The following is a 20,785-nucleotide window of genomic DNA, read 5'->3' as shown; positions in this document are numbered from 1 at the left end:
TTTATAAATTCATTAATGCCAAAATGGCATCAATAAAAATTAATGAGTCATCGTGATGGATACAACAAGCCGACTTTTAATGCTACTAGAGGTGGTTGAGCAAGGCTCTTTTGCCAAAGCTGCAGAAATAAGAAACATAGACCGCTCTGTTATATCAAAGCAAATTAGTCGGTTAGAGGACGAACTAGGCGTTAGGCTATTAAACCGTACCACCCGTTCGTTTTCGTTAACGGCCGCCGGCGCCGAAATGATAAAAAAAGCAAGTGAACTAAGAGAGCTACTTGGTGAAACCGTACGCATGGCAGAAAACTATCACCTTGAGCCACAGGGTGTATTAAAAATCACATCGTCAACGCTCATTGGTAGGCGTTATTTGCAACCTGTACTTAACGACTTTCAAAAACGTTTTCCTCAAGTAGAAGTAGAGCTACGCCTTGATGACAGGCTTGTTGATATAGTATCTGAAGGCTTTGATTTAGCATTTAGAATTGGTGAGCCTAAAGACTCTTCGTTAATTGCGCGTAGAATTGCCCGCAATAGATTACTTATTGTAGCGGCCCCTGAATTTATACAAACCTATGGCATGCCAAAAACCATAGAAGAACTGGCGAAGTTACCTGCCGCAAGTTATGCAAGTAATTCAATGCGGGTTGAAACCATAGATTACTACAATAGTCAGGGCGAGCCATGCGAGCAGAAAATTAACAGTGTGTACCGAGCAAACGATGCCGAGGTACTGCTAATGAAAGCTATTTCAGGGACTACCTACTTCGTGGCTCCGGCGTTTATTATCGATAAGGAAATAACGCAAGGCCAATTAGTGCCCATTTTAACGGATGTAAAGCTAAAGGAGTTTAGCCATATGTATGCCGTTTACCCACATAGGGACCTGCCAGTAAGAACGCGGCTATTTTTTGATGCAGTGAGAGAATACCTCGGTAAAGACAAACCAATTTGGGAAAACAACATCCCGAACTTTGAACAAATGTATTAGCCTCACGATTAGGCTATCTGAGGCTTTTCATGATGCAAAGTAGTTGATTGAAAATACACTTTATTGCGGCCAAATTCTTTTGCTTTGTAAAGTTGTTTATCTGCTTTAATGACAAGTTTTTCAAGGGTATCGCCTTCGTGGTATTTTACAACACCAATGCTTGCGGTCACATTGATGTTTAACCCATCAATATCAAGTGCCGTATTGTTAAGTTTTGATCTAATTGTTTCGGCCATGGTTAGAGCGTCATTTTGAGAAGTAAAAGAGTGCAGTAAAGCAAATTCTTCCCCACCTACTCTAAATACATACCCTTTTGCTAATAGGACTCGTAATAAAGTGGCTACTTCAATTAGCACTTTATCACCTACAGCGTGGCCATAGGTGTCGTTAACCTGTTTAAAATAGTCTAGGTCGAGTAAAAATAAATAAAGTTGCGACTTATCTCTAAGCTCTACTTCAAAGTAATGGTTCATTGATAAACGGTTTGCAGCCCCAGTAAGTGGGTCTAACAAAGCAAGATTTTTTAACCGCTTAGATGATAAAGCACGGCTACCTTCAAAAACATGAGAAATAGCCCAAATACTGATATAAACAAATGCAAGATTTAAACTGAAATTAAGCGTAGTTAGAGGAAGTTGCGATGATTTTGTTACTAATATGGCACCTTGAAGTACAAAGAGCAAAGCCGATAATACAATGCCATAACGCTTACCTAGCAACAGGTAATACAATATAGGTAACGCAAAAGACCACACATACACGCCATTTATTGGTTTAGCTAAATAGTTGCCTAATACAATAACAAAGGTGACAAATATGCACATAACTACAGATTGCCATACCTCTAGCGCATGCGTGTTTAAGCGGTAGTAGGTGTAAGCACAAAATACACTGAGTGCTATTTCTAAATACCCTAATAAAGCAAAGTTATTTATAATAATATTAAATGCAGCAAAAAACAGTGAGACAAAACCAAAGCACAAGCACATCCATTTCAGGACGTTCCTTCTTAATGATTTAGTACTACTAAGCGCTGCTATATCCATTCAAAAAACTTAAAATAATAAAAAATTTAGTGTAACGCTAAAATTAAATATAACAAGTAGATATAAGAAAACATTGACTTTACTCACTACAAAGGCACGAGCACCCAACCAAACAGCTTACTATAAGGATTAACCACCTAACATAGATAAGTTTGTTGTGACCCCCGTGTTACCTTGATGCAATAAGTGGGTTGGTTTTTTTGTTTTTATATAACGCGCTAACTGATCAATTAATGCCTGATTGGTGTTATCACTCATGTATTCTCTAAGTGATATACCCTGCTCAGAGAACAAACATAAATGCAATTTCCCTAGTGACGAAATTCTTAACCTATTACAGGTGTTACAAAAGTCATTACTGTAGGGCATTATTAACCCTATTTTACCCATATAATCAGGGTGGAAAAACTCTTGTGCAGGCCCTGCCGTTACATCGCGTATAATGGGCTGCCAACCAGCGCGAAGCAACTGCTCTTTTATGGATTGCCCCGATATATGGTTAGCATCAAAAAACGATTTGTTATCGTTAGTTTGCATTAGCTCAATAAAGCGCATTGTCACGGGTCTGTGCTTTAAATAATCTAAAAAGCTATCAAGCTCTCGGCCGTTGTACTGTTTCATAAGTACGCTGTTTATTTTTACCGATTCGATGCCGCTTTCAAGCGCGCTTTCTATACCTTGCATTACGCGCGAGAATTTATCGTGACCGGTAATCGTATTAAACATACGGGGGTCAAGGGTATCAATACTGACATTGATGGCGTTTAAACCCGCATCTACCCAATTATTAATATGCTTATGCATAGAGTAGCCATTAGTAGTAGCGGCTATTTTGGTAATGCCTTGCGTGTCTTTTGCTGCACGAATTACATCTATAAAGTCTTTTCTGAGGGTGGGCTCGCCGCCAGTAATGCGTAACTTTGATATGCCATGATGGGCAAAGGCGTTTATAGTATTACTAATTTCGTTTAGTGACAGGAAGTCTCGGTCGTGATCGCATTGATACCCATCAGGTAAACAATACACACACTTAAAATTACATACATCGGTAATAGATAAACGCAGATAACTAAATTTTCGCCCTGCTGGGTCGACTAGCATAAATAAGCCTTTAACAATTTTAAAATACATCGCTAAATACAAAGAGTGTACAGCCTACGCCATACACTCTTATTAGCGTTTAACTAGGCGGTTAAGCCTTTTATAAGCTCACTCGGTTTCATGGGTAAATTACGTAACCTTACGCCAACTGCATTAAATACCGCGTTGCCAATAGCAGGTGCCACACCAATAACGCCCGGCTCACCTAAGCCCATAGGAAACTCGTCACTTTGCACAAACTCTATGTCCATATCGGGCACATCTTGCATTCTAAGTGGCAAGTAAGTGTTAAAGTTAGTGGCCGCCACTTGCCCGTTTTGATAATTATTTGATTCGTGTAAAGCAAGGCTTGTGCCCCACAATAACGAACCTTCAAGCTGAGCTAAAGCACCATCAGGATGAACTATTAAGCCTGCATCTACCACGGCATACAGTTTTTTAAGCGTAATTTTGCCGTCACTTTTATTTACATGCACATGCGCCGCTGTGGCAATCCACGCTGGCATATGGCGCTCTTGACCAGAACTAACTGAAAAACCAATGCCTTCGTTTTCACCCAGCTTAACATTTGCGACCTTCGCTGACACTTTTTTAAGTACCGCATTTAAGCGCAGTGCGCCGCTTACGCTTTCAGGGGCTTTGCCTGCTTGCTTGCCTTTGCCATCGAGCATTGATAAACGAAACTCCACCGGATCAAGCCCTTGTTTATGAGCAATTTCATCAATAAACGATTCTAAGCTCCATACAATCCAGCCAGGGCCTACCGAGCGAAGCCAGCCTGGGGTAAATGTGCTTTGCGCTAATTCATTATTAATTGCGCGAGCACGGTGATTATCCATGCTGTACCAGTGATCGGCTCCAGAGGCTGAAAACGAATCAAACTTGCCTTTGCCATCAACCCCAGGTGATAAAAAGCCAGGCGCCATTGCTTTTGTTGGCCAGCCTGCTGCAAATGCATGCTCCATAGCGCTTAACTCGCCTTTTTCATTAAACGAAGCTGTTAATTTAGCTGTGGAGGCAGAGCGTGACTGATCAAATAAACTATCATCGGCACGTGTAAATACCAGTTTAACAGGTTTGCCAATCGCTTTGGCTGTTAACGCTGCGGGCACAGTCCAATCACCAAATAGACGACGCCCAAACCCACCACCTAAATAATAAGGGCGAATAATAACGTTATTTTGTTCAACCTCTAATGCTTTGGCCAACGCAGGTAGTGTTAAAGACTGCCACTGATTACCTGTATGAATAATCCACTTGCCTTGTTTAAACTCTGCCACCGCATTAAGCGGCTCTAATTGATAATGACTTGCTGTTGCCGTGGTATACAATGACTCTAGCGACTGCGTTGCCTCAGCCTGCATTTTAGCGGTGTCGCCTTCATTAACAAATAAGGTGCCAGCGTTGCTATCGTTACATAATTTTTCGCCTAGGGATTGAATATCGGCCTCTGTAACATTAGCTGTTTGGCCTTTTTTATAGGTTACTTTTAGCGCATCTACCGCTTTAATTGCACTGGGGTAATTGTCGGCTAAAACGACCACCCAGCCTTGTACAGTGTTACTTGGGTCATTTAAAATCTCATACCCTTTATAGCCTTTTATTGCTTTTGCGGCGCTATCATCTACTTGCGTGACTTCACTACCATAACGTGTTGGTGGGATCACAGGGCGCGCATACACCATGCCTTCAAGCTCTACATCTATGCCATACACAGCCGTACCATTTGTTTTTTCCGGAATATCGAGGGCTTTAAAGTCTTGTTTTAAACCCGTTAAGTGGCGCTTGTTGGCAGGCTTTATCGGTAGCTTTGCAACTTCTTCGCTGCTAAAGGTACGGTTAAACTCACCATGTTTAAAAATATCGGTATAACTGAGCGACTTATCGCCTGCAATTATACGCCCTTTACTAGCGTGGCACTGCTCAGGTTTAACTCCAAGCATATTAGCCCCAGCGTCTATAAGAGCTATGCGCCCTGCTGCGCCGGCTTGAGAAAGCGGTTTAAAGCTTTGAAATACAGACCATGAACCACCTGTAACCATGTAGCCCCACTTCTCGTGCGTATCTACATACGTGATTGATACTTTATCCCAGTCGCACTCAAGTTCATCTGCCACAATACGTGCTAAAGCAGTGCCAACGTGCTGACCCATTTCAGCTTTGGCAATGCTCACCTCTACTTCACCTTGCGGGTTCATAGTCCACCAAATTGTGGGTGAAAACGATTGTTGTGAAATCGACTCTTTCGCGCTAAGTTCACCTGAAAATAAAGCCGGCGCGAATGCCATCACTAGGCCAGCTGTTGCTGTGCTAATCATAAAAGAGCGACGGTTTAAGTCTACGGTTTCGGTATTTTTTTGAAATAGTTTTTTCATTGTCGGCTCCAGTTACACGTCTAGCTCTTTTGGGTTAAACATTTGAACTGCACTTTGCGATTCATCAGCGGCGCGTTGTATAGCCGATTTAATGCGCTTGTACGCCATACAACGACAGTAGTTGCCGTTCATATGATTTACTATTTCTTGCTCAGTTGGATTTGGATTGTCAGCTAATAACGTGGCAGCTTGCATAATTTGCCCAGATTGACAGTAGCCACACTGAGGTACTTGCTCATCTACCCATGCTTTTTGCAGCGGATGCTCATTATTGAGCCCTTCTATGGTGGTAATGTTTTTTCCTGCCACTGCGCCCACGGGTAATACACATGAGCGTGTCGCTTGCCCATCTAAATGCACGGTACATGCACCGCACATGGCAATACCACAACCAAACTTAGTTCCTTTTAACCCTATTTCATCGCGAATAACCCACAGCAAAGGTGTATCTGCACTTGCTTGCGATTTAACCTCTTTGCCGTTAACTGTAAACGTCACCATAGCTTGCCCCTTGATTAAGCCTAAATAAAATTAAAATAACGCATGACCCATACACGTTACTTTTTACACCACCGTACGTTGAAATTATTACCCTTTGCATTACAGCGCACATTTACAAAGGCGCTGTAATAAATTCTGAAAATATAAATTTGATTTGAATGTTTAAACCTTAAGTTTAGGCTATATTTTTAGTTTATTCGCGTGCCGTTAGGTTATTAATAAACTGCTTTAATTGCTGCTGAGTGTCGATATCTGTGCTTGCCTGCTTAAGTAAAATGGTATTTACCTCTACCTTTGTGTCTCGTAATAGATGTTGGGCGCCTTTATCACAGCTTAGCGCTGCTAACGTTTTAAAATCACAGGCAGGAAATACAGCTGGCACGCCAATGCGCTCACCATAATCAGCGCACCAACGCGAGGGGTTGTTGTTAAAATGAGTAATTAATGTATTTATATCTGCAGTACGAAGCTCAACCTGATCTGCCAGCATAAATAAAATACCATCCAATGCGTGCGCAGCACTTATAACTTGCGTTGCCCGCGCAATGGACTTTCCTAAACCTACTTGCCAGTGCGGGTTATGCAGTATTTCAACATTTTTGTAGCTATGTAACGCATCTTCAATTTGCGAATGCCAAGCACCGCTAATAACGTATATGGGTAATGTGTCATCACCTTGTAAGGTATCTACGGCGCGGCAAATCATTGGTTTATTACCTACATCGGCTATTAGCTTACACCCGTTAAATCGCGACGATTGTCCTGCGGCCAATATAACCTTTGCTACGCGCACCTTAGTTACCCCAGTTACTTAACGATGTAGCATCTTTACACGCTAATACTGCGTGTATTTCACTAATGAGCGATAAGGCAATACTCTCTGGGGTGTCTCCTCCTAAATTAAGCCCTACAGGGCCAAATACAGGGGCAACCACCTTGTTTACAGATGTGTTTGCATGCTCAAAGACTTGCGCTCGGCGATGTGCAGGTCCAAGTAGCCCTAAGTACTTTAGTGGGCTTTGCTCAAGAGCGGTTAACGCCTGTGCATCAAGCTCTACACTGTGAGCCATTAAAGCGGCGGCATCCACTTTATGTTGTTCGCAAAACTGCTTTAATTGTGAAGCGGGACAACGCAAAATATGATCGGCATGCGTAAAATAGTCTCTTTTAGCATTTGCAGCGCGGCTATCCCATACACTCACCATCCAACCTAACTGCTTAGCAAACGTATATACCGGTATTGCATCCGCGCCACCGCCGACAATTAATAAATGTGCGCTGGGGTAAATAGCCACTTGTAAACTTTGGGTTTTATCTTGCTCTACAAGCGTTGCTTTGCGGTTTAAAGATAAGTTGTGTTGCTGCGCCACGGTTTTAAAAACGCCAGCCCCCTTTGCCACTAAAGGTTTAATTTGCTGTGTGTAGTGCCCCGATTGCTTATTTTTTAGCGCATTAAACATGGTATCTAATTGCAAGTATTCGTTTTCACGATTAACACTTTGCAAAAGAATATGCACCACGCCACCACAGCCTATACCCAGCTGAAACGTTAAATCGTCCTCATCAGTTGCATCGTAAGTGATTGTTTTAGAATTTAAGGTGGTCATAACCTGTTTGGCGTGACGCTGAATATCAGCCTCTAAACAGCCACCCGAAAGCATACCTAAACGTTGTCCTAGGCTTGAAATGAGCATCATCGCCCCCAGCTTTCGATAACTCGACCCTTCTATTTTATATAAAGTAGCAAGCACCCATTGTTGCTCATTACGAAGCGGATACCACGTATTGAGCATGCCTTTTAAATCAGTAACCATAAACTGCTGCCATTACAAACCTTACTATGCGTGTATTTCGATTATCATAATGCTGTCACTTTGCTAGATTTATGGACATAGCTAAGTTAAACAAGCAATAAATAAGTGAAAAGCGTACGTGATATATTTTAAAAGCGATCAGTTAGAACGTTTTCAACTTTAAAATATTATTTTAGCATTTATGTAGTTAGCTCAATAAGCGTAAAATTTATAAACCAGCATGCATGCCTAATTAGTAAGCAACAAGGCGGCTTTAATCCTCTATTAAATCGGTGAGCGTATTAACAAGGTCATCAAACTCCTCATTTACACGTTCTCGTTGCTGCTCACTCAACGTCGTATTTAGCTTTAAGAGCAAGTTTACATAACGTTCTAAATTCGCTTCATTACTGGCTAATAACTCTTTGCTCATATACGCTTCTCGCTGAGTAATTACATGGCTTAATTGTTTAATAAAATCTGTCTCACTGAGAGTTTCATTTAAAAGTACCTGTTGCGCTGCATTTAAACGCGTTTGCTTGTACTGATGCCAAAGCAGTGAAGAGTCATAATGAGTATTGTTAGCTTGGGTAATAAGCTGCGTTTGCACAGGCGTTAACTTTCCTAGCCATTGTTTATAGTAATCTAGCTGCCTTTCTAGGCGCTCACTTTTACGCTCTTGCGCTGTTAATTCATTAAACTCTTCATATTCATCGTTAATTTGCGCTTGGATATTAGCAATGAGCTCGGCACGCTGTTCATACGAAAGCGTAAGCCCTAATTGCGCGAGCTCAATATGTGCCTGTTCGAGAATGTTTTGAAAGTGAGCTCTGGCCAAGACCACTTGGGCCTTTAATTGTTGATAATCTAACTGTTTATTAAATAACGTTTTTAAATTTAATATATCTTGCTTATACCTTGGTAACTGTGTACTGCGGTGCCACTGCTGAGTGGTATTGATGATATTTTTAAGTTGTTTATTTTGCTGTTTATTAAGGTCTATATAGTCATCTATCCAAAACGACGAAAGCCACGTTAAATTATTATAAGTAAACGAAGCTGAACAACTACACAAAAACAGTAGGCTAAGCACGATGGCGGCGCGTGATACTTTTATATTTTTTATTTTAAACATGTAAACCTCTTCTATCACTCATACTCTCAGATATTCCGTAAAGGCATTATTTTAATTGATAATAATTATTATTTACTGTTGACACACAGGTAAATCTAAATAATAATTAATCGCATAAACAAAGTGTAACGACCTCAGTGCCCAAGGAAGAAATACAGCATGGATGCTGGCATTTTGTTTTAAGCACATGACTGCTTATTGACTATTATTTACTCGACCCAAGTAATAGCATAAAAGTTCATCTCTACTTGCTACATTGCTCATATTAGTGACGGTTAATATGACATTAAAAGCGCAGGCCTTGGCTTGCGCTTTTTTACTGCTTTAAATTTTCTGTAATATCTGTATCTTACGCTTATAAACACCGCATTATTAGCAATATAATTGCTTATTTAAGCTATAATTACCACTACAGCTTGGCTATATATTGAACGCATACATAATCATGAAAGCGATTTTAATTTACTTTAACCAAGCACTTGCACCATTTTATACGTGGCTATTAAATAGTAAGTACAAAGTGTTGCAATAAAACAGGTTTTTATACATACACATTGCAACTATTACCTATTGGAGACATGGCTATGTCACAGTTTAATTTAAAAGCATTAATACTCACTGGCGTTTTGCTTTCAAGCCCATTTGCACATGCAACTCTTGAAGATGGTATAAGAGCGGCCAACGAAGGCAAATTTGCTATAGCACTAAAAGAATTTGAATATTTAGCTGATAAAGGCTTTGCGCCGGGAATTTACGAACTAGGTAAACTTTACGAAGGTGGCTATGGCGTTACGCGCGACTATTTTAAAGCGGCAGAGCTTTATAAAGAAGGTGTTAAAAAAAATCACGCTGACTCAATGTTTGCGCTAGCCGTTTTATACGATGAAGGCAAAGGCGTAAAGCTTGATAAGCAAATGGCTGTTACGTTATTCGAAAAAGCAGCGAAAAAAAACCTCCCTGCCGCACAATTTAATTTAGGTGTTATGTACGCAAATGGCGAGGGCGTCACGCGCGATTACAAACAAGCCAGAACATGGTACGAAAAAGCCGCTGCTAATAACTATTCACTGGCACAATTTAATTTGGCGCTCATGTATTTCGAAGGTCTAGGCATGCCTAAAGATCTAGAGAAATCGTATGTATGGAACACCATTGCCGAATACAACGGCAACATGCAAGCAAGCCATAGCCGCAAGCTAGATGAGCGTAAAATGCTCCCTAAAGAAATAGAAGAAGCCAAAGAAAAAGCCGACAAAATTTACGAAAAAATACTCGCTGGCACTTACGCCGGTGAAGGACGTTTATTTTAATTTTCGCTAAGCTAAACAGAGCATTACACAAGGGCAAATGCGTCTCGCATAAGCCCTTTTTTATACCAATTTACTTAATATATAAAAACTTAAGCAGCTTAATAATAAAGTTACTCTGTTTTAGTAAAAGCCCGGTACGTGGGTTAAACGAGCCAGACACCAAGGTGTTTTTTGCATGACTAAAGGTTAAAAACCCTTCTTTGCCATGGTAATGGCCCATTCCAGAATGCCCAACGCCACCAAATGGCACATCATCTGCTGTCACCTGCACTAAGGCGTCGTTTATAGCAACTGTACCGCTTAATGTTTGATGCATTATGTAATCTTGAGCATGCTTATCTTGCCCTAAAATATATAGCGCTAAAGGGTGATTATGCGCTTTAATATAGCTAATTGCCTCATCGAGCTTTTCGTAGGTTTTTATCGGCAAAATGGGGCCAAATAATTCATCTTGCATCAGCGTCATATCATCGCTTGGCGCGGTAACAATATGCAACCCCATTCTATGCTTTTGTTTGTCTTGTTGGTTTTGGCTGAGTGGCTTAATAACCTGCGCACCCAACTCCTGTGCTTGAGTTAAATAGCCTTCTAATCGAGTGTAATGCGCATCGCTAATAATTGACGTTAAATTTTTTCCTTCAACCCCGTCTTTAAAGTGCTTTTTATAAAGCTCGCACAATTGCTGTACCAGCTGATGCTCAAGGGATTTAGGCACAAATACATAATCTGGGGCTACACAAATTTGCCCTGCATTTGCCATTTTACCAAACAGTAATGTTTGCGCTGCTTTTTTAATATCCGCCTGCTCGGTAATAATTACAGGTGATTTTCCACCTAGCTCTAAGGTAACAGGGGTTAAATTTTCGCTGGCTGCTTTCATCACCAGCTTGCCCACTGACGTTGAGCCAGTAAACAGTAAATGTGCAAATGGCAAAGAAGAAAATTCACTTGCTACATCGCTTGCCCCTAGCACCACTTTACAATGCGCTTGTAGCTCACCTGCAAATACTTTTTCGATGACTGCATTAGTATGCGGGGTAAATTCGCTGAGCTTAAGCATGACCCTATTACCCGCGGCAATGGCGGTAATAACAGGCACTAATGCCAATTGTATGGGGTAATTCCAAGGCGCAATCACGCCAACTACACCAAGTGGCTGGTATGTCACACTCACTTTTGATGGCCACAAGCTTAAACTGGTAGAACGTTTACTTGGCTTTGCCCATTTGGGCAATTTTTTAATTATGTGTGCTAAACCCTGAACCGTTGGCAAGATATCGCCAAGCAAAGTGTCGAACGCAGTTCTGTAGCCAAAGTCTTTTGATGCTGCATCGATAAGCGCTTGCTCGTTGCTAACAATTCGTTTGTGCAGCGTTTTTAATAGAGCAATACGTTTATCTATCGGGAGATAAGACTGCGCTAAAAAGCTATTTTGCAGCTCATTAAACGTATCGCTGAGTGACGGTGTGTGTGTGCTATCAGTATTCAAAGGTGCTACTCGAGTATCATTTTGCTACGACTATAACGCCGTTCTGATTTTCGAGCAATAACACTAACTATCTAAAAAACGCTGTTTTTATAGGAACAAATAGCCACAATCAAACACTACTTACTCAATCATTTACCCCTTGAATTGCTTTTATTTAGCGTGTTAGCGCCCCACTAGGCAGTGTAATAATAAACTTAGCGCCGCCCTGCTCTCGGTTCTGCGCTCTTAGCGTTCCTTTAAGTGCGCTAATAATTTGCTTACATATACACAACCCAAGTCCTAGCCCATCGACCGATTTAGTACTGTAAAAAGGCTCAAAAATTTTATCTATATCGTGCACTTCTATGCCTGGCCCAGTATCTTCAATACACAGTTGAATCTCTTTGTTAACATAACCCGCGCTAATACTGAGCTCGCGGGTGATACAGCCTTGCATTGCTTGGCTGGCATTCGATATTAAATTAACCAGTACCTCTTCAAGGGCTGCTTTATCTGCTAACACGTTTAATTGGCTGTCAATTTTAGGGGATAACACACTTATATTGTCTTGCTTTAGCTGGTTTTTGTTTATATCAAGTGCCCTAGCTACTGATTCACTTAATGGCACTTCATTAATAGTTGTTTGCGTAGAATCAGAAAAATAATTTAGCTGTGCAACTATTTTTTGTACCCTTGCAACTAAAGCTTCAATAAACTGTAAATTTTCGTTTAAGGCTTCAAACTTCCCTTTAGCTAACAAGCGTCTAGCACTGGCTAAGTAAGTGTTTATAGTATTAAGTGGGTGATTAATTTCATGGTTAAACCCCATGCTTAGTTGGCCAATTGTGGCAAGCTTAGTTGATTGCACTAGTGCCTCTTGGTAGGCTTTAAACGCATTGGTGCGCGCATTAATTTCTTGGCTTACACTATGATGTGAATACACCAACTTTTTTACGCCTGCAAAGCGTCTTAAAACTAAATACCCTAACGCAATAACAAGTGCATAAATGACCAAAAAGCCAAATAACGCAGGTAATTGAGCAATATTAGCGTTAGATACATTTACTAGTACAGTGACCGATGCATTCAAAAAACGTAATTTTTGCTCTACCGATAAATAGTTGTGCTCACCAATTGTGTTAAACAATAATCTTTGCGATGTGTAATTTGAATGGGCTATCAGCGTAGGTTGATAATCTAGATACGCTTGACGTTGAGCTATATCCCTACGATCCGTTATATCGAGAGTAGAAAACGTATTTAGGCGCCAGTCTTTCATATCTGAGATTGCAATCACGCTATCTTCTAATTGCACATAAAAGTGACTACCTTTGGCGGTATTTAATAGCTCGCGATCACTTTCAAATTTATTTACATTAACTTTTAGCGCAACAACGCCTACTGCTTTATTGTTGTTATAAATGGCTTGAGAAAAGTAAATACCTCGCTCTTTTGTACGCATGCCCACGGCAAAGTACGCGACTTTTTCGCCTGCAAATGCGCGTTTAAAGTAAGGTCTAAACGACAAATCACTACCCAAAAAGTTATGATCAGCCTGCCAGTTACTGCTTGCGATTACAGCGCCTTGCTCATCAAGGATATAAATGTCTGAAGCGCCACTGGCTTGTTGTATATCGGCTAAATAGTTATTAATTTTTTTTTCGTTATTTTGCGGCGCACCTAAAAAATTAATAACCGCATTGTTATAGGTAAGAAGCTGTGGGATTTTTGAAAAACGTGCAAGCTCGGTATCAATGTAGTGCTTTAACTGAGTTGCTTGTTGGGCTGCTTTTTGCTCGGCCTGATTATAGTAATGAGTTCGGCCATAGCAAAACACCACCGATAATAGCACTATCAGTACAACAAAAATTAAAAGAAGTTTTTTAGAAAAGGAGAACATGCCCTAGCTCACAACATAATAGCTACAAAATTTAAGGGCGCTAGTTTAACGGGTTATGAGCGCTAACAACAGAAACTTTGTGTTAACAAATACAATAAATCTTAAATTATTTATAAACTGCTGCAAGTCTATACTGACTCGCAACAGTCAACACAATTAGCAACACTAAAATTAAGCGTTAGTGGCTAATTTAGGCTTATTTTTAACGTACTTGTATAAGCCGATCAGCGAAGCTGCAATCCAAAAAATCTCGATTACAAAGCTTGCAAGGTTAAAGTTGTAACACAAACTGATTAGCAGCAAGATTGCTCCTGACAAATTCATTGTGTTGTACAATAACCCCGTTGGGGATGCTTTATTCAGTTGTAATAAAAAAAACGCACCAACAACTAAGAAAGTACCCGCCATACCTACAATATCAAATAACAGTGCTATCACACGTTTATCCTTTGCTTAAAAAACCCAACTAACTGGCCCTATCCTTGGGGAGGGTGTTTTTCAATCATTGAAACAGCAAAACCGGGCGAGTATATCAACCTTATTTATTGCTACAAGGTCAATTGTCCGCCCCAACCTATATCAAGCCTAATCTATTGTAATTAAATGTTTTTTGATAAATAGAGTTATTTAAAGGTAACCTTACCACCAATTATTTTGTAGGCTGGCGTGCCACGTATTATTGCTGGGCGCGCAAACGGGCGCTCGCATTTAGGGCAAATACACGGTGTAGTTGTGTAGTCCTGAGTTATTCGCTCTATAAAACATTTAACTAAAGCGCCTTTGCCGCCTTTTCTATATTTAAATAGCGCCGCTTTGCAGGCAGAGCAAAAAATATCGACTGTTTTAGTCGGACCTTTTTTATTTGGCTTAGCCATATACGTCTTTAACATACCTACGTAATTGCAAAGCAGGCATTTTAGCAGTTAATAAATAAAAACGTTATAGAAGCTAGGCAAAGTGCCTAATAAGCGGTGGAGAAAACACAGGGGTTAAAATAATAGGTGCAATATAAAACGCCATACAAGCGTTTACATTAATCTCTAAAAAACAGGCGGTTTAATTGCGCTGATAACACATTCATATTAAATGGCTTAATAATAAACCCCGACACTTTTGCTTTTATAATTTGCTTTACTGTATCTGCGTTATCTTCGCACGTGATCATAATAACGGGTAAGTCGACTAAGGCTTCATCATGACGTATTTTATCGAGTAGGTTTACACCATCTACTTTAGGCATATGTAGGTCGGTTATAACTAAATCAAACTTTTGCTGATTCAGTATTTTCAACGCCTGGTAGCCATCAGTTGCCTCCACCACGTTTTTATAATTTAGCTGCCTCAGCATATTAATTAATACGTGGCGCATAAGAGGCATATCATCTACGACTAATATTTTCATAATTATCTTTACTTTATTGAGCTCTCAAAGGGGGCCAGAATTAAGCGCGCTTAAGGCCATACACCTATAATGAAACCCATTAATGTAAACTGTAATGTGTAATACCCTGCATTAATTATAAATAGCTTGATTGGCCGCTGTTCATAAATATAACTAAGTCCAAGCGAGCTACCTACCCAAAACAAACCGATGGCAAAGCCTGTAAATGCGCCCTCTCCCATACCGGCTTCTTTACCCAAAAATAATGAAAGTACTACAGCCGACACAAGTGCAAGTACCATACTGCCGCCAAAAATTAACGCCGGTTTTGCTGTTTGTAAATCAAGCTCAGTAAGACCTGTGCACTCTAACCAGGCATTTTTAAAAAAAGCGTTTGAATACCAAATACCGCCAAGCATAAAAGAGGAAAGTGCCGCCACAAGCACGGCAAAAAAATTAACATCAGTAAAATTCATACATACTGCCATAATACATAGTGTACAAGGGTATTCTGACTGTAGTTAAAAATACCCTAAGCAGCAAATTATCGCCTTTAAAATTTGCGGCTTAGGCCATATTGGTTTGCGTGGATATTTTTAAAAATCACCATAAATAGCACGTGTTTGTTCCTTTAAATCAGCTGGCGAAAGCGCTACCTCAAGCCCTCGCTTACCTGCACTTACATACACTGTATTAAAAGCCATAGCGCTTGAGTGAATAAACGTGGGTAGGCGCTTTTTTTGCCCAAGCGGACTAACCCCTCCTAAAATGTATCCCGTGGCGGCTTGTACCTTTGGCGCGCTTGCCATTGCGACCTTTTTAGCATGACTCAATTTGGCTAATTGCTTTAAATTTACTTGCTGGGATACCGGTGTAACGGCAACAATTAACTTCCCTTCACTGGTTTCAAGCACAAGGGTTTTAAATACCTGCTCACTGTTAAGGTTTAACTTTTCTACGGCTTCTTGGCCATAACGCGTTGTATTAGCATCGTGCTGATAACTAAGTACATCGTGAGGCACATTTTGTTTTTTCAGTAATTCTATTGCTGGGGTCATTCAAGTAAGCCCTGTTATTTAAGCGCATTATTAATCTACAATAAGGGTTAATCATTTTGAAGGGTTACTTAATAGCAGATACGTTAATAGCCGCTTATTGACGAGGATATAGGTGCAAAGGGTAAAGACGCGCAGGTTAATTACCTAAGACAACAAAATATGCTCAGTGAATTAATCGATTGAGTATACGCACTTTATAAGAGTGTTAGGTAGTGCCCAGTGATAGGTATAAATTACATGAATTTGAGCCAAAAAAAACGGTGCATCAAGCACCGTTTTTTAGTTTTTACGATAACTAATTACTTAGTTAAATCGTCAAAAAACTTTTTAACACCGTCAAAAAAGCCTTGCTCTTTAGGACGGTTTTTTGAGCTATCTTTGCCCATGCTCTCGTCTAACTCTTTAAGTAACTCGCGTTGACGCTCGTTTAAATTAACTGGCGTTTCAATCACGACTTTACAAATTAAGTCACCTTGAGCACCACTACGTACAGATTTAACACCTTTGCCACGCATACGGAACATTTTGCCCGTTTGTGTTTCAGACGGTATTTTAAGTTTTGCACGGCCATCAAGTGTAGGTACTTCAATTTCGCCACCCAAACCGGCTGTAGTAAAGCTAATAGGCACTTCGCAGTATAAGTTATTTGCTTCACGAACAAATATTGGGTGTTCGCGAACCGATACTTGTACGTATAAATCGCCTGCTGGCGCTCCGTGCATGCCCGCTTCGCCTTCACCACTTAAGCGAATGCGATCGCCCGTGTCTACGCCTGCTGGAATTTTGACTGACAACGTTTTCGTTTTTTCAACACGCCCTTGTCCATGGCACTTGTTACAAGGGTCTGAAATAATTTGACCTTGCCCCTGACATGTTGGACACGTTTGTTGCACAGCAAAAAAGCCTTGGCGCATTTGTACTTGCCCAGCGCCATGACACGTAGTACACGTTTTAGGCTTAGAGCCTGCTTTAGCACCACTGCCATCACAGGGTTTACAGCTAACCCATGTCGGTACTTTTATTTCTACTTCTTTACCACGAACCGCTTCTTCTAAGCTTAGGTCCATGTTGTAACGTAAGTCCGATCCACGTTGCTGGCGCGATTGACGACGGCCACCACCGCCACCAAAAATGTCACCGAACACATCACCAAAAATATCACCAAAATCGCCTTGACCACCACCGCCAAAGCCACCGTGACCGCCGCCACCGCCTTGTTCAAAGGCAGCATGGCCGTATTGGTCATACATTTGACGTTTTTGATCGTCGGTTAATATCTCGTATGCTTCTTTTACTTCTTTAAATTTTGATTCGAGATCTTTATCACCGGCGGTACGATCTGGGTGATATTTCATCGCTAAGCGTTTATACGCTTTTTTTATGTCTCTCTCGCTTGCATCTTTGCTTACGCCGAGAACTTCGTAATAATCGCGTTTTGACATATCTATCACACTACTCTTTTCTATTTGCAGCTAAGCTGCGGGATAAACCGATAAATCACATCGATTTATCATGAAAATTTTAAACCTTGAATACATACAAAAGGCGCGACAAGCTGTAGCCTGCGCGCCTCAAAAGTTCATCCTACCCTAAAAACGTGAGCAAATCATGTTGTTTAGGCTAGTTAGAAGCTTAGCCGACAATTACTTGTCGTCTTTTACTTCTTCAAACTCAGCATCAACTACATCATCGTCTTGCTTAGCAGACTGTTGTGGTTGCTCGCCTGCATCTGCGCCACCTTGTTGCGCTTTAGCCTGAGCAATTTCCATTAGCTTTTGAGACTTTTCAGCAAGTGCTTGCGTTTTAGCTTCAATTTCAGCTTTGTCATCGCTCTTAATAGCTGCTTCAAGGTCAACAACTGCGGCTTCGATTGCCTCTTTGTCTTCGCTTGGTAGAGCATCACCCGCTTCTTCAATTTGCTTGCGAGTGCCGTGTACCATTGCATCAGCTTGGTTACGAGTTGCTACTAGCTCTTCAAACTTTTTGTCTTCTTCAGCATTCGCTTCTGCATCACGAACCATTTTTTCTACTTCTTCATCGCTTAAGCCTGAAGACGCTTGAATCGTGATTTTTTGCTCTTTACCTGTATCTTTATCTTTCGCTGATACATGTAAGATACCATCCGCATCTACATCAAAAGTTACTTCGATTTGTGGCGTACCACGTTGTGCTGGACGAATACCTTCTAGGTTAAATTGACCTAAAGATTTGTTGTCGCTAGCACGTTTACGCTCACCTTGTAGTACATGAATCGTAACGGCAGACTGGTTATCTTCTGCTGTAGAGAACGTTTGCGATTTCTTAGTAGGAATCGTTGTATTTTTCTCAATTAGCGGTGTCATTACTGAGCCCATTGTCTCAATACCTAGCGATAATGGAGACACGTCTAGTAATAGTACGTCTTTAACGTCGCCTGCTAATACACCACCTTGAATTGCCGCGCCTACTGCTACAGCTTCATCAGGGTTAACATCTTTACGTGGCTCTTTACCAAAGAACTCAGCAACTGTTTTTTGTACTAGTGGCATACGTGTTTGACCACCTACTAAAATGATATCGTTAATATCATTTACAGATAAATCAGCATCCGCTAGTGCACGTTTTAGTGGCTCAATTGACTTAGTTACTAAGTCTTCAACTAATGACTCAAGTTTAGCACGCGTTAGTTTAACGTTCATGTGCTTAGGACCTGATGCATCGGCAGTCACGTACGGAAGGTTAACTTCTGTAGATTGTGCAGATGATAGTTCGATTTTCGCTTTTTCAGCCGCTTCTTTAACACGTTGCATAGCAAGCGGATCGTTTTGTAAATCGATACCTTGGTCTTTCTTGAACTCAGCTACTAAGTAGTTGATTACGCGGTTATCGAAATCTTCACCACCTAAGTGAGTGTCACCGTTTGTAGCAAGTACTTCAAATGTGTGCTCGCCTTCAACTTCATCAATTTCAATGATTGATAAATCGAAAGTACCACCACCTAAGTCGTATACTGCAACAACGTTTTCACCTTTGTTTTTGTCCATGCCGTAAGCAAGAGCAGCAGCTGTTGGCTCATTGATGATACGTTTAACTTCAAGACCCGCAATACGACCAGCATCTTTTGTTGCTTGACGTTGTGAATCGTTAAAGTATGCAGGTACTGTGATTACAGCTTCAGTTACTTCTTCACCTAAGAAGTCTTCTGCCGTTTTCTTCATTTTTTTAAGTACTTCTGCAGAAATTTGTGGTGCAGCGCGTTTTTCACCGCCTGCTTCTACCCATGCATCGCCGTTATCAGCTTTAATGATTTCAAACGGCATAATACCGATATCGCGTTGTACTTCCTCGTCTTCAAAACGACGACCGATTAAACGCTTAATTGCAAATAACGTGTTAGTTGGGTTAGTAACCGCTTGACGCTTAGCAGGCTGACCTACTAGTGTTTCGCCGTCTTGCGTATAAGCAATAATAGACGGGGTTGTACGATCGCCTTCCGCATTTTCAATAACACGTGCTTTATCACCATCAAGTACTGCAACACAAGAGTTTGTAGTACCTAAATCGATTCCAATAATTTTACCCATGAATCTTCTCCAACTTCAAATTCGTTAATACGTTCGATGACTAGTAAATAGGGATGCTACAAAGTGAATTCAACTGTAAAAATGAAAAAAAATTCATTTTTTGTAATTTATTTAACAAAAAACCTTAATAAAAGTAGGGTTTGATGTTTTTTGCGCCAAATACACCCCTTCAACTCAACTAGTCTGACCAGTTGATATGTGTTATATATGTTTAATAATGATAATTTCAAGGATATTAACGATGCATTTTGATGACTTATTAAAACAAGCCTCTGCTATTTCTAGCATGTCTTCGGCCGCGCTCACCGCTCACAGCAACACAATGGAATTTCCGGCTAATTGGTGCCAAGGTAGAACCGCCTTTGGTGGCCTTTCTGCAGCACTACTTTATCAAGCAATCAGAAAACACATTGACCCAAGTAGACGATTACTTTCTTTGAGCACTAATTTTGTGGGGCCATTGCTTGCTGACACGCCTTTTTCAATGTCAGTTGAAATTTTACGCCAAGGTAAAAGCAGTACTCAGGTATTAGCTAAAGTGATTCAAAGTGAGCAAGTGTGCGTTATTGTCCAAGCGTGCTTTGCTATTGATAGGCAATCGAGTGTTAATGTACCGGTTAGTAAAGAAATGGGATTAAAGCCTGTAGATGCACGTCATACATTGCCATTTATTCAAGGGCAAATGCCTGAGTTTTTCCAGCATATTGATTTATGTCCGCAACAAGGCGCTATGCCATTTAGTGCTGCACAGACTTCGCATTTAGGTGGTTGGATGCGTTTTAAACACACTCCCGAAACCATTACAGAAGCGCATATCATTGCACTAACAGACGCTTGGCCACCCACATTACTGCAAATGTTTAAGCAACCTGCGCCAGCAAGTAGCATGTCGTGGTATTTAGAATTTGTGCAAGAGCCAACACTTACACCTGGAGAGTGGTTAGGCTTTGAAGCAATCACACATCATGCAAAAGGTGGCTACGGATTAGAAGATGGCTGTATTTGGTCGCAATCAGGCGAACTTATCGCCCTTACCCGCCAAACAGTTGCCTTATTTGACTAATACCAATCAGCAATAATACTTAATCATTTTCAGGGGCTAAACGTGTCGCTATCTGCGTTAAAAAATTCTCATTTACGACTGCATGTTTGCATAAGGT

19 protein-coding genes are annotated in these 20,785 nt (G+C 40.7%); 3 read left to right on the top strand and 16 right to left on the bottom strand.

The features are described from left to right. Positions 1–55: 55 nt before the first annotated feature. Positions 56–994 carry a LysR family transcriptional regulator gene (locus CWC17_RS10465; RefSeq protein WP_138612836.1) on the top strand — a complete coding sequence of 313 codons (939 nt, stop codon included), beginning with the start codon at positions 56–58 and terminating at the stop codon, positions 992–994. 8 nt (positions 995–1,002) lie between these two features. Here the strand turns inward: CWC17_RS10465 and CWC17_RS10460 are convergent, their stop codons facing one another. From CWC17_RS10460 to CWC17_RS10430, 7 genes are all read right to left on the bottom strand, one after another. Then, positions 1,003–2,040 (bottom strand): GGDEF domain-containing protein, encoded by a 1,038-nt coding sequence (locus CWC17_RS10460; RefSeq protein WP_171042081.1) that lies wholly within the window; start codon positions 2,038–2,040, stop codon positions 1,003–1,005. 129 nt (positions 2,041–2,169) lie between these two features. Beyond that, positions 2,170–3,141: a GTP 3',8-cyclase MoaA gene (gene moaA / locus CWC17_RS10455; protein WP_138612806.1), complete on the bottom strand. Its 972-nt coding sequence runs from the start codon at positions 3,139–3,141 to the stop codon at positions 2,170–2,172. Between the two features lie 83 nt (positions 3,142–3,224). Then, positions 3,225–5,516, bottom strand: coding sequence for a xanthine dehydrogenase family protein molybdopterin-binding subunit (locus tag CWC17_RS10450; RefSeq protein WP_138612805.1), 2,292 nt, complete (start codon positions 5,514–5,516; stop codon positions 3,225–3,227). Between the two features lie 12 nt (positions 5,517–5,528). After that, positions 5,529–6,017, bottom strand: a complete 489-nt coding sequence (locus CWC17_RS10445; protein ID WP_055018005.1) for a (2Fe-2S)-binding protein — start codon at positions 6,015–6,017, stop codon at positions 5,529–5,531. 193 nt (positions 6,018–6,210) lie between these two features. Then, the gene (locus CWC17_RS10440) at positions 6,211–6,810 is read right to left on the bottom strand and encodes a nucleotidyltransferase family protein (protein WP_138612804.1); all 600 of its coding nucleotides are present in this window, start codon (positions 6,808–6,810) and stop codon (positions 6,211–6,213) included. Position 6,811: 1 nt separating this feature from the next. Continuing rightward, positions 6,812–7,831: an XdhC family protein gene (locus tag CWC17_RS10435; RefSeq protein WP_138612803.1), complete on the bottom strand. Its 1,020-nt coding sequence runs from the start codon at positions 7,829–7,831 to the stop codon at positions 6,812–6,814. 253 nt (positions 7,832–8,084) lie between these two features. Then, positions 8,085–8,945 (bottom strand): DUF6279 family lipoprotein, encoded by an 861-nt coding sequence (locus CWC17_RS10430; protein ID WP_138612802.1) that lies wholly within the window; start codon positions 8,943–8,945, stop codon positions 8,085–8,087. Between the two features lie 584 nt (positions 8,946–9,529). Here CWC17_RS10430 and CWC17_RS10425 point away from each other — a divergent pair. After that, a complete protein-coding gene (locus tag CWC17_RS10425) occupies positions 9,530–10,255 on the top strand; it encodes a tetratricopeptide repeat protein (RefSeq protein WP_055013777.1) in 726 nt (241 codons plus the stop codon). A gap of 70 nt (positions 10,256–10,325) precedes the next feature. Here the strand turns inward: CWC17_RS10425 and CWC17_RS10420 are convergent, their stop codons facing one another. The 9 genes from CWC17_RS10420 to dnaK all read right to left on the bottom strand — a co-directional run bounded on the left by CWC17_RS10420 (position 10,326) and on the right by dnaK (position 19,625). Beyond that, on the bottom strand, positions 10,326–11,744 hold the full coding sequence (locus CWC17_RS10420) for a coniferyl aldehyde dehydrogenase (RefSeq protein ID WP_138612801.1): 1,419 nt from the start codon (positions 11,742–11,744) through the stop codon (positions 10,326–10,328). A 154-nt stretch (positions 11,745–11,898) separates the two neighbouring features. Then, entirely contained in the window at positions 11,899–13,623 is a 1,725-nt protein-coding gene (locus CWC17_RS10415; RefSeq protein ID WP_138612800.1) for a sensor histidine kinase, read from the bottom strand. Between the two features lie 171 nt (positions 13,624–13,794). Continuing rightward, on the bottom strand, positions 13,795–14,061 hold the full coding sequence (locus CWC17_RS10410; protein WP_055013780.1) for a CBU_0592 family membrane protein: 267 nt from the start codon (positions 14,059–14,061) through the stop codon (positions 13,795–13,797). A gap of 185 nt (positions 14,062–14,246) precedes the next feature. After that, the gene (locus CWC17_RS10405) at positions 14,247–14,498 is read right to left on the bottom strand and encodes a hypothetical protein (protein ID WP_055013781.1); all 252 of its coding nucleotides are present in this window, start codon (positions 14,496–14,498) and stop codon (positions 14,247–14,249) included. A 158-nt stretch (positions 14,499–14,656) separates the two neighbouring features. Next, positions 14,657–15,025, bottom strand: a complete 369-nt coding sequence (locus CWC17_RS10400; RefSeq protein WP_138612799.1) for a response regulator — start codon at positions 15,023–15,025, stop codon at positions 14,657–14,659. A gap of 50 nt (positions 15,026–15,075) precedes the next feature. Then, complete coding sequence (locus tag CWC17_RS10395) at positions 15,076–15,480, bottom strand: DUF1761 domain-containing protein (protein WP_138612798.1); 405 nt, start codon at positions 15,478–15,480, stop codon at positions 15,076–15,078. A 120-nt stretch (positions 15,481–15,600) separates the two neighbouring features. Further along, a complete protein-coding gene (gene ybaK, locus CWC17_RS10390) occupies positions 15,601–16,062 on the bottom strand; it encodes a Cys-tRNA(Pro) deacylase (protein ID WP_138612797.1) in 462 nt (153 codons plus the stop codon). A gap of 299 nt (positions 16,063–16,361) precedes the next feature. Next, the gene (gene dnaJ / locus CWC17_RS10385; protein WP_055013785.1) at positions 16,362–17,504 is read right to left on the bottom strand and encodes a molecular chaperone DnaJ; all 1,143 of its coding nucleotides are present in this window, start codon (positions 17,502–17,504) and stop codon (positions 16,362–16,364) included. 201 nt (positions 17,505–17,705) lie between these two features. After that, positions 17,706–19,625: a molecular chaperone DnaK gene (gene dnaK, locus CWC17_RS10380; RefSeq protein ID WP_138612796.1), complete on the bottom strand. Its 1,920-nt coding sequence runs from the start codon at positions 19,623–19,625 to the stop codon at positions 17,706–17,708. Positions 19,626–19,866: 241 nt separating this feature from the next. On the opposite strand from dnaK, the gene CWC17_RS10375 reads away from it, so the two are divergent. Then, entirely contained in the window at positions 19,867–20,688 is an 822-nt protein-coding gene (locus tag CWC17_RS10375) for a thioesterase family protein (protein ID WP_138612795.1), read from the top strand. The last annotated feature ends 97 nt before the right edge of the window (positions 20,689–20,785 follow it).

Origin of the sequence: Pseudoalteromonas sp. S3785 (genome assembly GCF_005887365.1) — a bacterium.
Lineage (GTDB): Bacteria > Pseudomonadota > Gammaproteobacteria > Enterobacterales > Alteromonadaceae > Pseudoalteromonas.
The sequence above is the reverse complement of the archived record's forward strand: the minus strand, read 5'-3'. Positions and strand labels throughout refer to the sequence as shown.